The organism is Hartmannibacter diazotrophicus, assembly GCF_900231165.1.
GTDB lineage: Bacteria > Pseudomonadota > Alphaproteobacteria > Rhizobiales > Pleomorphomonadaceae > Hartmannibacter > Hartmannibacter diazotrophicus.
Map to the genome: position 1 here is coordinate 2,459,675 of NZ_LT960614.1, position 14,658 is coordinate 2,474,332.

Here is a 14,658-nt window from a genome sequence, read left to right on the forward strand (position 1 = left end):
ATCGGGATGTTCGGTCGCAGACCGATGAGCCGGTGCAATCGGGACCGGAGAGGGGTAGAGGCATGCGGGTCGTCATTTGCGGCGCCGGGCAGGTTGGATACGGCATCGCCGAGCGGCTGGCAGCCGAGGAGAATGATGTCACCATCATCGATACCTCGCCGCGGCTGATCGGCGCCGTCCGCGACTCGCTCGACGTGCGCGGCATCGTCGGCAACGGCGCCCATCCCGATGTCCTTGCCCAGGCCGGCGCCGAGGAAGCCGACATGATCATCGCCGTCACGCTGGCGGACGAGGTCAACATGGTCGCCTGCCAGGTTGCCCATTCGCTGTTCAACGTGCCGACGAAGGTCGCCCGCATCCGGGCACAGAGCTATCTGCAGGCCCACTGGCGCGATCTCTTCTCGCGCACCCACATGCCGATCGACGTGATCATTTCGCCGGAGATCGAGGTCGGCGAGATGGTGATGCGCCGCCTCGCGATTCCGAGTGCGCTCGACATCGTGCGCTTTGCCGAAGACTCGGTGGTCGTCCTCGGTCTGCGCTGCGGCGAGGATTGCCCGGTCGTTGACACGCCCCTCCACCAGCTTTCCGAACTCTTCCCCGACCTTGGCGCGGTGATCGTCGGCATCAACAGGCAGGGATCGGTCTTCGCGCCGAAGACCAGCGATTCCATGCTGGTGGGCGACATCGTCTATGTGGTGATGGCCAAGGATCAGGTTCGGCGTTTGTTGAAGATCTTCGGCCAGGACGAACCGGAAGCCAAGCGCATCATTATCGCGGGCGGCGGCAACATCGGCGCCTTCGTCGCCGGTGCGATCGAAAAGCGCAATCCCTTCGCCAAGGTCAAGGTGATCGAGTCTTCGCCCGAACGGGCCATGGCGATTGCCGACGATCTTCACGAGACCATCGTTCTGCAGGGCTCGGCCCTCGACAAGACACTGCTTGCCGAGGCCGATGTCGACCAGGCCGACACCATGGTGGCCGTGACCAACGACGACGAGGTCAATATCCTCTCCTGCGTCATGGCCCGCACCCTCGGCGCCAAGCGGACGCTGAGCCTCCTGAACAATTCCAGCTATCCGGAATTTGCCAAGGCGCTCGGCATCGACGCCTATATCAATCCGCGCGGCGTGACCGTGTCGAAGGTGCTGCGCCATGTCCGCCGCGGGCGCATTCGCGGTGTTCACTCGGTCCAGAATGGTGCCGCCGAGATCATCGAGGCCGAGGCGCTCGACACCTCGCCGATGGTCGGCAAGCCGTTGCGCCAGATCGACCTGCCGTCGGGCGTGCGCATCGGAGCGATCTATCGCAAGGGTCAGACGATCTCGCCAACGGGCGAAACCCGCATTCAGGCCCGCGACCGCGTCATTCTTTTCGCCGTCGCAAACCGGGTGAGGGCGGTCGAACAAATGTTCCGCGTCAGCCTCGAGTTCTTCTGAGCCGGCATTCCTTTGGTTGGCCTGAAAGATGCATGGAATTTGGCAGCCGCGGTGCGCTGGACGATACTTCGTTCGGCTGGCGGGCGGGGGCGCCCATCAACGCGCTTCGCCCCGCACGAATATTGAGTATGAAAGGACACTTTTCAAAGGCGGCATGGTCGCATGATCGGTCCTGAGCAAAGGATTTCAGCTCAATGCGGCATCGGGTTGATGAAAGGATGTGCAATATTCAGCATTCCATGCGAAAACGCTTGCCGACGCGGCACTTGTCGTTGGCGTTCCGGCAAGAGCCTTTCTTAAAAGGGCCGTTATGGATGCCTACTTGAATGGACGCTCCAGATGGTCGACGGGGGCCATCAGGGGGCAGGATTGAACGGCTCGGAGCGTTCAATTTTCTCTGGTCCAGCGTGCCTTGTTGATCGCCTCGATCAGGGCATCGCTTCTCCCGGGCAAACGAGGGACGGAACTGATACCCAGTCATTCCGGCCTGATAATCAAACAACGAAAGACAAGGCCAACTAAAAAATGGCAGAAAGAACCCAAAACCTTCAGGACACCTTCCTTAATCACGTCAGAAAGAACAAGACCTCCCTAACAATCTTTCTCGTGAATGGTGTCAAACTTCAGGGCGTTGTCACCTGGTTCGACAATTTCTGTGTCCTGCTTCGCCGCGACGGGCACTCCCAGCTTGTTTACAAGCACGCTATCTCGACGATCATGCCGGCACAGCCGGTTCAACTCTTCGAACCGGAAGACGGGGCCTGATATCGCTCACGGTGAAGAGACTGAGCCGGGTTACCGGCCAGGTCTGGAGCTGGCGGCTGGCGGGCATTGCATCATCCGCCGCCTGCTCCTTCGCCGGACGATGAATATCGGCGGCAACGCCCTTGGCTATTGCCAAGGCGGTTGAGCACGCTTACCTGAATCGAACAGATGATCCGCTTTGCCGGACCGGACACGGTCGGCAACAGCGGCTTTTGGCGTTGCCTGGTCCCGGGTTGATCCGTCTTGAGCGGATGAAATTGGGACCCGTTTCAGCAATGCCCGCTCTTGATGAAGGACTGAAGACTTTTGGTCGACAAAGACCCCAATGACACGATCGGCATTACTACCGACCGGCCGCGCACGTTCTCCCGGCTGGCGAAGAAGACGCGCGCCATCGTCGTCGTGCCGGAAATCGTCACCCGCGAACGCGGGGCGCCGGACGGCAAGGACAGCCTCGCCGAACGCGGTCTCGATGCACGCCTGGACGAAGCCGTAGGCCTTGCGGCGGCCATCGATCTGGAGATCGTCAACGCTCAGGCGGTTCGTATCACCAAGCCGAAGCCGGCAACGTTGCTCGGCGCTGGCAAGGTGGAGGAGATCCGTGGCCTCGTCGAAGAGAAGGAAATCGATCTCGTCGTCGTCGACCACGCCCTGAGCCCGATCCAGCAGCGCAATCTTGAAAAGGCCTGGAACGCAAAGGTCGTCGACCGCACGGGATTGATCCTGGAGATCTTCGGCGCCCGTGCGCGGACCCGTGAAGGCGCGCTGCAGGTGGAACTCGCCCACCTCAATTACCAGAAGAGCCGGCTGGTCCGAAGCTGGACCCACCTTGAGCGTCAGCGCGGCGGTTTCGGCTTCCTTGGCGGCCCCGGCGAAACCCAGATCGAGGCCGACCGACGCTTGCTGCAGGAACGGATTGCACGACTGGAAGAGGATCTCGAAAAGGTCAAGCGCACGCGGCACCTGCACCGCAAGAACCGCAAGAAGACCCCGCATCCGGTGGTGGCGCTTGTCGGATACACCAACGCCGGCAAGTCGACCCTTTTCAACCGGCTGACGGAATCGGAAGTCTTTGCCAAGGATCTCCTCTTCGCGACGCTGGACCCGACCCTGCGTCGCCTGAAACTGCCCCACGGCACGGAAGTGATCCTGTCCGACACGGTTGGCTTCATCTCCAACCTGCCGACCCATCTGGTGGCGGCCTTCCGCGCGACCCTGGAAGAGGTGATCGAGGCCGACGTCATCCTGCATGTGCGGGACATCGCTCATGACGACACCGATGCTCAGGCCGAGGACGTGACCGAGATCCTGCGCCAGCTCGACGTCGAGACCGGCGAAAATGGCCGGATCGTCGAAGTCTGGAACAAGATCGACATGCTGGACGACGATCGCCGCCAGCGCCTCCTGGATGAAGCGAAAGGTCCGAGCGGAACCAACGGCTCATCCGCTCGCCATCCGGTGCCGGTGTCGGCGCTGACGGGTGAGGGGATCGCGGATCTCCTGGCGACCATCGAGGAGCGCCTTGTCGGCGATCGCCCGGTCTTCCAGATTCATCTGGATCCGGCGGACGGCGAAGGCTTTGCCTGGCTCCACCGCAATGCGGAGGTGCTCGATCGCGGCGATGCCGACGAGGAAGGCATTCCCCTGACGGTTCGGGTGCCGCCACGGCATCAGCCGCAGTTCCTGGCCCGTTTCATGGATGGCTCGCACCCGCAGGGTTGAGCTGAATTCCGTATCGATCGGCTACTCAGAGCCGGCGCCGCCCGAGGGCTTCGCCGGCTCTTCTTGCGTCAGCGAGCAGGCGTAGATGGTCTCCACCTTGGTCGCATAGCGCACCGCCGGATAGCCGTCGAAAAAATCGGGAATGACGAAGGTTCCGGTGTCCCCCGGGGCGATCACGCTTTCCGCCGAGATCGAGACACGCGACAGGGACAGATCCTGTGTCGAGACATCGATGCCCGTGAGTATCTTGTCGGCAAAATCGTTCTTCACGGTCCAGGAGAAGACATTGAACTCCTGCCGCCAGGACGAACTCCCGGCCCGGGTCGTGCGGAAGTCCTCCAGTGGAAGCGGCTGCGGTGTGCATGCCGCGTAGGCGCCGTATAATCCGGCAGTCTTGAGGCGAGACAGGGCCTTGCCCTCGCACAGATCGCGGCATTTCCGCGCCCGGTCGGCGTGGACGAAGTGATCCTGGCTCTCGATCGGCCGCTCCGCAACGCAGGCCTCGTAGCAATTCGCCCGGGCTTCGGCAGTCGGAAGGATCACGGCGACGGCGACCAGAAGTGCAAGACGCATGGAACCCTCCCGGATTTTTCGGTCTGGCAGCCGGAAGGCGGCGGAAAAAGTCGCGGCGGCCAAAGCCTGTTGTCGAGTCTTACGTCGCCCACCGGATGCCGGATCATCCCGGCAAATGGCCTTCCCGTCACAAACGCCGAACAGGCGGCGCGACTGTCTACTCCGCTGCCTCGGACCTCTCTGTCTTGGCCCGCTGCCAGAGCGTTTCCATCTCGTCCAGGCTGGCTTCCTGCAACGTGCGGCCACGCCGCTTGAGTTCCTCCTCGATGAAGCGGAACCGGCGGACGAATTTCTCGTTCGTCATCGCCAGCGCCATGTCTGGATCCGCGCCGATATGCCGGGCCAGATTGGCCATGGCGAAGAGCACGTCGCCGAGCTCCTGGCTGACCGCTTCGGGCGGCGGGGCATGCCGCGTCAGCGCGCCTTCATGCCGGTCGATCTCGGCTTCCAACTCGTCGAGTTCTTCCCTGATCTTGGCAATCACTAGTCTCGGATCGTTCCAGTCGAAGCCGACCGTCGACGCCCGCGCCTGCAGCTTGACCGCGCGCGAAAGCGGCGGCTGGGCCGAGGGAACGTCGCCGAGCAGACCCTTGTCGCTGTCGTCCGCAAGCCCCCGGGCGCTCCGGCGCGCCTGACGCGCCGCCTTTTCTTCCGCCTTGATCCGCGCCCAGGAACCCTTGACCGCGCCTGCGTCCCGCGCCTCCGCATCGCCAAAGACATGCGGATGCCGCCTGATCATCTTGTCGACGATGGCCTTGACGACATCGGGAAAGGCAAAGTCGCCGGCTTCCTCCGCCATGCGGGCATGAAAGACCACCTGCAGCAGCAGGTCCCCGAGTTCGTCCCTAAGATCGTCGATGTCGCCGCGCGCGATCGCATCGGCAACCTCGTAGGCCTCCTCGATCGTGTAGGGCGCAATCGAGGCGAACGTCTGCTCGATGTCCCATGGGCAGCCGGTCTTGGGATCGCGCAAGGCCGCCATCACGGCAATCAGATCGGCGATATCGCGTCCGTCCGGGACGTTGGTCATGGCAGGCTCCGGCAACGGCTGGATGAGCGACAGCCGGCGCCGCCCATCAGGCTTTCGTCCATGATGAAGCAGATGCCCGGCCACCGCGCAAACGAAAACGGGCAGCGCCATGAAGACACCGCCCGTCGCAAGGGGCTGTCACGAAGCAGAACGACTTACATCGCGTCGGCCTGTCCCGGCCAATAGGTGCCTTCCGCCAGCTCCGTGCCGGATCCGACGAGTTTCTTGCCGCCAAGCTCGGCCATCAGCTGGTAGATCTTGCGGGCGTTCGCGACTTCCTCGGGCAGAGGCCGTTCCGGAATGCCCTCGCGGAATCGCTGGCGAAGCGCCGCGAGTTCCTTGTCGTCCTTCGGCTTGATCACCGGACGCAGGCGCTCCCATTCCTCGTCGCTGGTCTTCATGATTTCCTTGGCCTCGCGCGAGGCCGCGACGAAGCCCTTCATCGCGGCTTCGTGCTCGTTGGCGAACTTGTCGTGGAAGACGTAGCCGATGGCGGCGACATCGCCCGCTGCGCCAAGAGCCTCGGCGGCATCGGCGCCGCTGTAGAGACGCTTGTAGCCCATGGCCTCCAGCTTGGCGCAGTAGTGCCAGAAGTTGAGCACCGCATCGAGCTCGCCCTGCTGGATCTTTTCCGCCAGCAGCGGCGGAGCGCCGAACACGGGCTCGGCATCCCTGGCAAGGTCGATACCGTGGTCCTTCTTGGCGACGGCCTGGATCATGAGCCAGTTCTTGTCCAGCGGTCCGCCCGCAACGCCGATCTTCTTGCCCTTCAGGTCGCCAAGGTTGGCGGCTGCCGAATCGGGAGGAACCATGACGGCCCCGACCGAGGATGAGAATGGAACGAAGGTCAGATCGCCGCCTTCCGTCCGCTGACGGGAGACCCAGAGCCAGTCGCTGACGATGAGATCGACGCTGCCGCCTTCAAGCCCGATCTTCGTCGCTTCGTTGTTGGCGGTCTCGACAAGCTGGAGATCGAATCCATGCTTCTTGTCGAGTTCGTGGGTCTTGATGACATCCATCTCCCAGTTGACGGTACCGAATTTCAGGACGCCCACTCGGACGGCGTCTTCGGCGTGTGCGGCAAGCGTTGCCCCAAGGATCGCACAGGCTGCAACGAGCCCGCGCATTGAATAGCCAGACATCTGAGCTTCCTCCCGCATTGTTTTCTTCTGCCGTTCCGGCACTTTCGTGGACTTAATTTATTTGTCCGGCAGGTGTTTGGCACCTTAACAAAAAGTCACGTTGCAGCCATGGTGCGCCACAGGGCAGGTTGTACCGGCAAGCCAGGCGGCCGCGTTGTCCGGCCCGCCGCCGGTTTTGGGTGGCTGGACGGGGATAAAGCCGGAACTGCGACAAGAAGTTCCGGTCAAAAGGGGAATGGGAGACGTGGTAACGCTCAGGGATGTCGCGCGTAGCGCCGGCGTGTCGCCGAAGACCGTATCGCGGGTGGTCAACGATGATCCGGCTGTGACGCCCGAAACGCGTGAGCTCGTTCGCAAGGAGATCGAGCGCCTCAACTACGTTCCCAATCTCGCCGCCCGGATGATGCGCACAGCAACGTCCGAGGTCGTCGGATTGATGACGGACGTCGTCGCCACGACGCCGTATTCGGTCGAGATCGTGCGCGGCGTCCAGTCCGCCTTGCGCAAGGAGGGCCGCACGCTCCTGATCGCCAATACGGAGGGAGACCGCCAGATCGAGGCCGGCTACTGGCGGACATTCCGGTCCCACAAGGTCGGTGCGGCCATCGTCGCCACCATGTTTCACCGCGAATATGACGTATCCCCCGAGGGGTTCGACAAGCCGCTCGTGATGGTGAACTGCTTTGCCGCCGACAACCGCTTCGACACCGTCCTGCCGGACGATGAAGAGGGGGGCTATACCCAGGCAAAGCATCTTCTCCAGCTCGGTCACCGGCGGATCGGCGTCGTCTCACTGCATGAGGCCATACGGGCGACCGGCCTGCGCCACCGGGGTATGCTCCGCGCCTTTGCCGAAGCGGGTGCGAACTTCGATGAGAGCCTGCTGGAAAGGGGCGCCGTCGGGCCGTTCCCGGACGAGACTTTCGTCGCCTACGAGGCCGCCAAGCGTCTGCTCTCAAGACCAGATCGACCGACAGCGATCATTTGTGGCAACGACATGCTGGCCGTCCAGATCTATGCGGCCGCGTCGGAACACGGCCTGACCGTGCCGGACGACCTGTCGGTGATCGGCTTCGACGACCTGCCGATCTTTTCCGCGATCCTTCGCCCGCGGCTGACGACCGTTGCGCTGCCCTATTTCCGGATGGGGGAGATGGCCGTGGACCTGATTGCGGGCATGAAGAGCTTCGCTGGCCGTCCCGCGAAGCAGCACCTCGTGGAGTGCCCACTGGTTGTCCGGGAGTCCTGCCGGCCGCTGGCCTAGCGGCGGGCCGTTTCACGCCTCCTTGCGTGTCGCAAGCATGATCCCGCCGTCAAGAAACGCGGAGAGTGTCTGCGAGCGCTCGCTCGCAGGCACGCCCGCCAGCGTCCCGAGAATGGCGACATTCACGGCCTTCGCCGTCAGATGATCGGGTGCCTGCATCGGGAACTCCGCATTCGCGGTCATGTTGCCGGTCCAGGCAACCGCCATCGCGGCCCATCCTGCCGGCGTCATCGGCTGAACCTTGGACGCGGCCTCCATGCAGGCCGTACGGGTCTCCTCGTCGGGATCGCGAACCCAGCGCTCGGTCAATTCCAGGAGCGGACCGTCATTCGGGCCCTGAAGGGCGGGAAAGGCCATGATGCACTGGCAGGCCCACCAGACGGCCTCGCGCCGAGGCAGCAGGTAGGCGCAGAAGGTGATTGCTTCCTCGGGAGTGGCGCTCGCGCCGAGACCGCGCAGATAGTCCAGCGGAGAAACGTCCGCCGGCGGCGTCAATATGTCTTCGGACACCGTCGGAAATGCCTTGAAGACGTCCGCTGCGCTATTGAAACGAAGTCCCGTTGCCATTCTGCCCGTCCCCGGCGTTTTGGTTCGTTCTTGTCTCGATCCGACGTGCATTCGTCCGATCCGGCCCTTCGACCCAATCGAAAAAACGCTCCGGACCGTCAGTTGATCAGGACCACCGCGCCCTTGATCGTCATCGGGCCGGATGCCTTATGCTCGGCCATGGTCCCCTGTGTGTTCAGCATTCCGTTCGCCTTGACGGTGATATTGATCGACTCGATCGTGATGTCGGCGGGCGTCATCTTGATCTTGCTCTGGCCGCAGACGATCTCCACCGACGTTCCGGCTTCGATTTTCAGCGACTGCGTGATCTTCAGATCGTCGCTCCTGTCAATTTTGGTCTTGCGGAAACCGTCGATAGTCAGCGTCTGATCGTTGCCGATCTCCCGCCGCTCGTCATTCTCGATCCTGGTCTCCATGTCCTTCTGGGCATGTCCGCGGACAAGTTCATTGCCGGCCGTGTCGTCGAAGATGAGTTCGTTGTAGCCGCCGCCACCGGTCGTGCTGTTGGACTTGACCCCGGCGATGTTCTTTTCCCCCGGCAAGTCGTAAGGAGGCATGTTGTCGGCATTGTAGACCGCGCCGACCACGACAGGACGGTCGGGGTCGCCGTCGAGATACTGCACCAGCACCTCCATGCCAACGCGCGGAATGAAGACGCTGCCCCAGTTCTGGCCCGCCCAGGACTGCGCGACGCGGCACCGCATCGATGTCGTCTGATCGCGATCCCAGAAGAAGAGACAGAGAATGCGCCCGTATTCGTCGACGTCGATCTCGCCGCTGCCGGTCACGCGCGCACTCTGGACGCCGTAGATGCGCGGCCGTTCCGTCGCAAGCGGCGGCGCGACGGGCTGGTCCGACGCGATCAGTTCGTAGCTGCCGTGAAGCGCGGTCGCAGACGTACCCGACCGGTAGCCGGCGACGTCGACGGAATGCTCCGCGTGAAGGATCAGGTAGTCGCCATTCTGCGCATCGTTGGGGTGCTGCTTCAGCGTCAGGACCTGCCCGGGGCAGGCGCTGATGCAGGTGCCGCCTGCGGCGATCCGCTTGTCGCGCGACACCTCGGCGTCGAGACGATGTTCGGCGAGCGGCTGGCCTTTGCCCGTATCCTCATGGCGGCCCGGATAGTCGTAGAGCTCCATGTCGCCATGGGCATAGCCATTGGAGGTGGCCTTCTCGGCCAGCATGCGCCGCGTCGGCGTTTTGAAATTGTAGTCGTTATACGCGACCTTGCCTGCGGTCAGTGCCCGTCCGGGCAGCCACTCGGTGATGAATTCGCCGTCTCGGTCGGTCACGTTGAGGTCGACGCGATAGGGCCTGCTGCCTCCGTTGATCGGCTTGTAGGCGCTGTTGCTGTCGACGAGGACGAGCGTGTGCTCGCCGGGTTCATGCTTGAAGTGGAAGGAGACGCCGTATTCCTCAAGCAGCCGGCGGACGAAGTCGAGGTCCGACTCCCGGTACTGGACGCAGTATTCCAGCGTCGGATAGCTCTTCGACAGGTTGAGGTCCAGCTGCCCGGAAATCTTCTCCTGAAGCACGGCCTCCACGATGTCCGGGACGGTCATGTCCTTGAAGATCCGGCATGTCGTCGTCCGGCCCAGAATCCAGATCCACGGCCTGAGGATCAGCCGGTAGGCATGGGCGTCGTCATGCCGGCCGAGCCAGCTGGCACCCACCAGAATCCCGTCGAAATAGCGCGGTCCCTCGTCGCCACGCTCGATCCGGAGCGTGCAATTCGTGCCGATCAGCTTGTCGAAGTCAAAATTCTCTTTCTCGCAGAGCGCTTCGATCCGGAACTCGAATAGCTCGTTCAGCCCCTCGGTGCCATCGAACCGCACGACCACGAAGTCGTTGGGTCCGAGTTGCGTCGTGAGGCGCGCGAACTGGTTTTCCTGCCTCATTCGACTGGCCATGGCGAAATTCCGTGATGATTGCGGCTTGTCGTCAGGTCAAGACATCCGGGAAGCGTGATGGAGGATGGGCTGATCTGCAAATGACGATGAAGTCTAACGCTGGTCCATGCTTCTGGCAAAACGACTTGGGCCGGCGGTCAAGCCCCCGGACCTGCATCCCCGCGGCCGGAACTGGCCCGGAGCGGGCAAGGCCACCGACCTGCAAGAACTCGGTGCCGGCCCGGTAGCTTCACGGCTCGGCACGACCCGCCGGGGCCGGATCATGCGTTCATTTCCGGTGACTGACAAGCCGGGAGGACCGGCACCCGTCCGTGATGAATAACAAGAGCTTCGGCAACAGGTCTCCGAATTTCGCGTATCATGACACTGCCTTCACAAATATTTCCGGATCGACGCGGCGTTTTCCGGTCCTGAGCCGTCTTTCCAGATCGGTGGAACGGGTATTTAACTCATTTCGTGCCCGAATATTGACAGCGAGACTGTTCCAATGGAGCCTGCCTTGCACTGAATCAAAAGAATATATTTCGAATCGAAATCGGTCTCCGGCGATTTCTTCACAGGGTGCTCAATTCCCGATGCGCTACGCGACCATCACAGAGCCGATTTCGGCAGGCGCGCCTTGTGGCCCGGATCTCGCCGCGCAAGGCGATCCGGAGTTCAGCCAGTTCCTCGCGCTTCTGACCGCCACGCTCGATGTCAGGTCATTCTTCGACATCGATCGCAAGGCGATCGATGTGCGCGGTCACGTGGCAAAGATCGGCGAATTTCTGCAGGAAACGAAGGATCTTCGGCTCCTCAGCCTCGAAGCTCGCATCCAGGCCGTCGCCGGAAACCTCAAGGCCTTTTCGGAGAGCATCCAGGCCATCGACATGCTCCTGAAGGAGCATTGGGAGAGCGTGCACCCGAGTTCGCCGGAGGATGACTTCGCCGAACGCGCCGGCGCCATCGGCATGCTGGAAGACCCTCGAACGACGGTCATGCCGCTGCAATACGCGGTCCTTTGCCGTGACAATCGCGCCGGACCGATCTACCTGCGCTATGAGCTTTTTGCCTCCGGCGCAGCCAGGCCCAAGGAGGATGAAAGCGTCCTCGACGCCGGCGCGCTCCAGACGGCGCTTGCCTCGTCGGACAATCGCGACGCGCTGCTTGAATCGAGGGCGACGGCGCTCGAACTGATCGCCAGCCTGAAATCCATCTACAACATCTTCCTCGCCGCGGCAGGCCCCGCGACGGCGCCCAATTTCGACAAGATCGTCGACGTCCTGAGCAAGATCGTGCTGCTGATCGAGCAACACCAGACAATCCCGGATCAGCCCGGCGAAATCGTCCCGGAGGGCGCGGAGCCGACGGATGGGGCACCAGCCGGCGGCGACGAAGCGGCGGCATCCGGCCAGCCGGCCCCTGCATCAGTTTCTGCCGCGCCTCCAGTCGGCGACATCGCGTCGTTGGCCGATGCCAAGTCGGCGATGAAGGCCGTCGTCGACTACTTTGCAACGAGGGAACCGTCCAATCCGGCGCTGCTCCTCACGCATCAGGCAGCTGATCTGATCGGACGGCCGCTCATCGAGGCTCTGACGGCGCTCATGCCGGACGCCATCGAGCAGACAAAGATCCGGCTGGGCGACGGCAGCGAGCTGCAACTCGATATCGCGCGTCTGCGTGAGTTGACCGAAAAAATTGCCGGAGAAGCATTGCCGGAGACGGCGGACGTGGAACCGCGAATCTACAGCGCCAACTCGCGAGCGGAGGTGCTGGCACTGATGAAAACCGTCGAGACATATTTTCGCGCGGCCGAGCCGTCGAGCCCGGTGCCGATGCTTCTCGCCAAGGCGCGAGGCTTCACGGGGCAGGAGTTCAAATCAATACTGGCAGAATTGCTGCGGGAGTAGTATAGTCCGGCCAACCATTTAATTCGATGTCTGTTTTGATTTTTTACGACGTCTTTCTTTTAAGTTTCCGAAGCCGCGCTTCCGGCACTCCAGATTAAGAAAACAGAAACGATCATTCGATGGCCGTTGTCGAATGTCTTGGAGGTGAAGGCAATCTCTCGGAATATGATCCGACGAAATCAGGGCGATCCATTCGGCATCGCATCGGCATGACCAGCGGGGAGAAGTAGAATGGCCAAGGGGAGCCAGGAATTCATCAAGCGCAATCGTCCACCTCGCGTACAGATTTCCTACAAGGGGCCGGAAGAGGGTGACCGCCAGATCGAACTGCCGTTCATCATGGGCGTTCTTTCCGATCTGTCTGGAAATGCATCCGAGGTCGAGAAGCCACCGATCGCGGACCGCAAGCTTTCCAACGTCGATATGGACAACATCGACGACTACATGAAGAGCGTTCAGCCCGGCACCACCTTCAAGGTGGCCAACAAGCTCGGCGGCGATGGCGGCGACAAGCTTTCCGTGAAGCTGAAATTCGAGAAGATGGCCGATCTGGAGCCCGCAGCGGTTGCCCGGCAGATTCCGTCCCTCGCCAAATTGCTGGCCGCCCGCGAGCAGCTCGCGCATCTCCAGAGATACATGGACGGCAAGGTCCAGGCCGAGCAGAAGCTGCAGGAACTCCTGAGCGATAAGGACCTGCTGCGCGCGCTGAGCGACAGGGCGAAGACCGCTGCGCCGGTCGAAGACGGGGAATGATGGCAAAGAGGCCGGCCCGGTAATCCGTGGCGGCAGGCCCATGTCGAAGCGACAGAATTGAGAAGAGGGCGAACATGGCGACGGAAGTGCAAGGGACTGCGGCCACGACCGCAGAGACGACCCGAGATCCGGACGAATTCGCGTCGGTGCTGAAAGGCACCTTCAAGCCGCGCAGCGAGCGCCAGGCCACTGAGGTCGAGGCCGCGATCAATACGCTGGTGGAGCAGGCGCTGCAGGACGATACCCTGGTGAAGGGCGAGGTCGTCGATACGCTCGATGAAATGATCGCGCGGCTGGATAGGATGCTGAGCGAGCAGCTGAACGAGGTTATCCACGCGCCCGAATTCCAGAGCCTGGAAAGCGCCTGGCGCGGACTCAATCATCTTGTGATGAATTCGGAGACCGACGCGACGCTGAAAATCCGGGTCTTGAATGTCGGCAAGGACGAGCTTCGCCGCGAACTCAGCCGCTACCCCGCGGCCCGCTTCGATCAGAGCCCAGTCTTCAAGAAGATCTACGAGGAAGAGTTCGGCTCGATGGGCGGCCAGCCCTACGGCTGCCTGATCGGCGACTATTATTTCGATCACTCGCCGCCCGACATTCAGCTTATGCGCGACATGGGAAAGATCGCGGCAACCGCGCACGCGCCCTTCTTCGCCGCGGCCGCCCCTTCGCTGATGGGCATGGATTCCTGGACGGAACTCATGAACCCCCGCGATGTCAGCAAGCTCTTCGACACGCCGGAATATGCCGCCTGGAAATCGCTGCGCGATTCCGAGGATGCCCGCTATCTGGCGCTTTGCATGCCGCGCGTGCTGTCGCGCACCCCTTACGGCGCCAAGACCAATCCGGTCGAAGAATTCGCCTTCGAGGAGGAGACCGACGGCCATACGGGCGAGAAATACGGCTGGATGAACGCCGCCTATGCCATGGCGACGAACATCAACCGCGCCTACAAGGAGAGCGGCTGGACGGTGCAGATTCGCGGCGTGGAAACGGGCGGCACGGTGGAAAATCTGCCGACGCACACCTTCCCGACGGACGATGGCGACATCGACCTGAAGTGCCCGACCGAAATCGCAATCACCGATCGGCGCGAGGCCGAACTCTCCAACGCCGGCCTGTTACCGCTGATCCATCGCAAGAACACGGACCAGGCGACCTTCATTGGCGCCCAGTCCGTCTACAAGCCCAAGACCTACCGGACGGCGGAGGACACGGCGTCCGACAAGTTGTCCTCGCGCATTCCCTACATGTTCGCGGTCAGCCGTTTCGCCCACTATCTCAAGTGCATGGTGCGCGACAAGGTTGGCAGCACGAAGGAAGGCCCGGAGCTGGAGATGTGGCTCCAGGACTGGATCAGCGGCTACATCGAGCCGAACCCGGGCATGGTCTCCGAGGCGGCCAAGGCGCGCAGGCCCCTGGCCGCCGCCAAGGTGACCGTCGTCGAGAACGAGGAGGATCCGGGCTACTATTCCGCGACCTTCAGCCTGCGGCCGCACTATCAGCTGGAAGGAATGGATATCAGCCTCAGTCTGGTGTCGCGACTGCCGCAGTCCTGACAACAGACGAAACCGCGAACTGACCCGCCGCCGGAGGAAGCG

Annotated in this window: 12 protein-coding genes; 7 read left to right on the forward strand and 5 right to left on the reverse strand. The window is 62.3% G+C overall.

All coding sequences use genetic code 11. From position 1 onward, the window contains the following. The first annotated feature begins 62 nt into the window (after positions 1 to 62). From trkA to hflX, 3 genes are all read left to right on the forward strand, one after another. Complete coding sequence (gene trkA, locus HDIA_RS11645) at positions 63 to 1,439, forward strand: Trk system potassium transporter TrkA (protein WP_099556318.1); 1,377 nt, start codon at positions 63 to 65, stop codon at positions 1,437 to 1,439. A 525-nt stretch (positions 1,440 to 1,964) separates the two neighbouring features. Then, positions 1,965 to 2,204, forward strand: a complete 240-nt coding sequence (gene hfq / locus HDIA_RS11650) for an RNA chaperone Hfq (RefSeq protein ID WP_099556319.1) — start codon at positions 1,965 to 1,967, stop codon at positions 2,202 to 2,204. 333 nt (positions 2,205 to 2,537) lie between these two features. Further along, positions 2,538 to 3,926, forward strand: a complete 1,389-nt coding sequence (gene hflX, locus HDIA_RS11655; protein WP_099558855.1) for a GTPase HflX — start codon at positions 2,538 to 2,540, stop codon at positions 3,924 to 3,926. 21 nt (positions 3,927 to 3,947) lie between these two features. Here hflX and HDIA_RS11660 read toward each other — a convergent pair whose 3' ends face one another. The 3 genes from HDIA_RS11660 to HDIA_RS11670 form a co-directional block, all read right to left on the reverse strand. After that, positions 3,948 to 4,499 (reverse strand): hypothetical protein, encoded by a 552-nt coding sequence (locus HDIA_RS11660; protein WP_099556320.1) that lies wholly within the window; start codon positions 4,497 to 4,499, stop codon positions 3,948 to 3,950. A 157-nt stretch (positions 4,500 to 4,656) separates the two neighbouring features. Continuing rightward, complete coding sequence (gene mazG / locus HDIA_RS11665) at positions 4,657 to 5,529, reverse strand: nucleoside triphosphate pyrophosphohydrolase (protein ID WP_099558856.1); 873 nt, start codon at positions 5,527 to 5,529, stop codon at positions 4,657 to 4,659. 155 nt (positions 5,530 to 5,684) lie between these two features. Beyond that, positions 5,685 to 6,671 (reverse strand): ABC transporter substrate-binding protein, encoded by a 987-nt coding sequence (locus HDIA_RS11670; protein ID WP_099558857.1) that lies wholly within the window; start codon positions 6,669 to 6,671, stop codon positions 5,685 to 5,687. Positions 6,672 to 6,915: 244 nt separating this feature from the next. Here HDIA_RS11670 and HDIA_RS11675 point away from each other — a divergent pair, with 244 nt between their 5' ends. Then, positions 6,916 to 7,935 carry a LacI family DNA-binding transcriptional regulator gene (locus HDIA_RS11675; RefSeq protein WP_162292635.1) on the forward strand — a complete coding sequence of 340 codons (1,020 nt, stop codon included), beginning with the start codon at positions 6,916 to 6,918 and terminating at the stop codon, positions 7,933 to 7,935. Positions 7,936 to 7,947: 12 nt separating this feature from the next. On the opposite strand, the gene HDIA_RS11680 is transcribed toward HDIA_RS11675, so the two are convergent. After that, complete coding sequence (locus tag HDIA_RS11680; protein WP_099556322.1) at positions 7,948 to 8,502, reverse strand: DUF6931 family protein; 555 nt, start codon at positions 8,500 to 8,502, stop codon at positions 7,948 to 7,950. 98 nt (positions 8,503 to 8,600) lie between these two features. Beyond that, the gene (locus HDIA_RS11685; RefSeq protein ID WP_099556323.1) at positions 8,601 to 10,412 is read right to left on the reverse strand and encodes a type VI secretion system Vgr family protein; all 1,812 of its coding nucleotides are present in this window, start codon (positions 10,410 to 10,412) and stop codon (positions 8,601 to 8,603) included. Positions 10,413 to 10,987: 575 nt separating this feature from the next. On the opposite strand from HDIA_RS11685, the gene HDIA_RS11690 reads away from it, so the two are divergent. The 3 genes from HDIA_RS11690 (at position 10,988) to tssC (ending at position 14,616) form a co-directional block, all read left to right on the forward strand. Further along, the gene (locus tag HDIA_RS11690) at positions 10,988 to 12,301 is read left to right on the forward strand and encodes a type VI secretion system protein TssA (RefSeq protein WP_157775527.1); all 1,314 of its coding nucleotides are present in this window, start codon (positions 10,988 to 10,990) and stop codon (positions 12,299 to 12,301) included. Between the two features lie 231 nt (positions 12,302 to 12,532). Further along, on the forward strand, positions 12,533 to 13,054 hold the full coding sequence (gene tssB / locus HDIA_RS11695) for a type VI secretion system contractile sheath small subunit (RefSeq protein WP_099556325.1): 522 nt from the start codon (positions 12,533 to 12,535) through the stop codon (positions 13,052 to 13,054). A 74-nt stretch (positions 13,055 to 13,128) separates the two neighbouring features. After that, positions 13,129 to 14,616: a type VI secretion system contractile sheath large subunit gene (tssC, locus tag HDIA_RS11700; protein ID WP_099556326.1), complete on the forward strand. Its 1,488-nt coding sequence runs from the start codon at positions 13,129 to 13,131 to the stop codon at positions 14,614 to 14,616. Positions 14,617 to 14,658 lie beyond the last annotated feature (42 nt).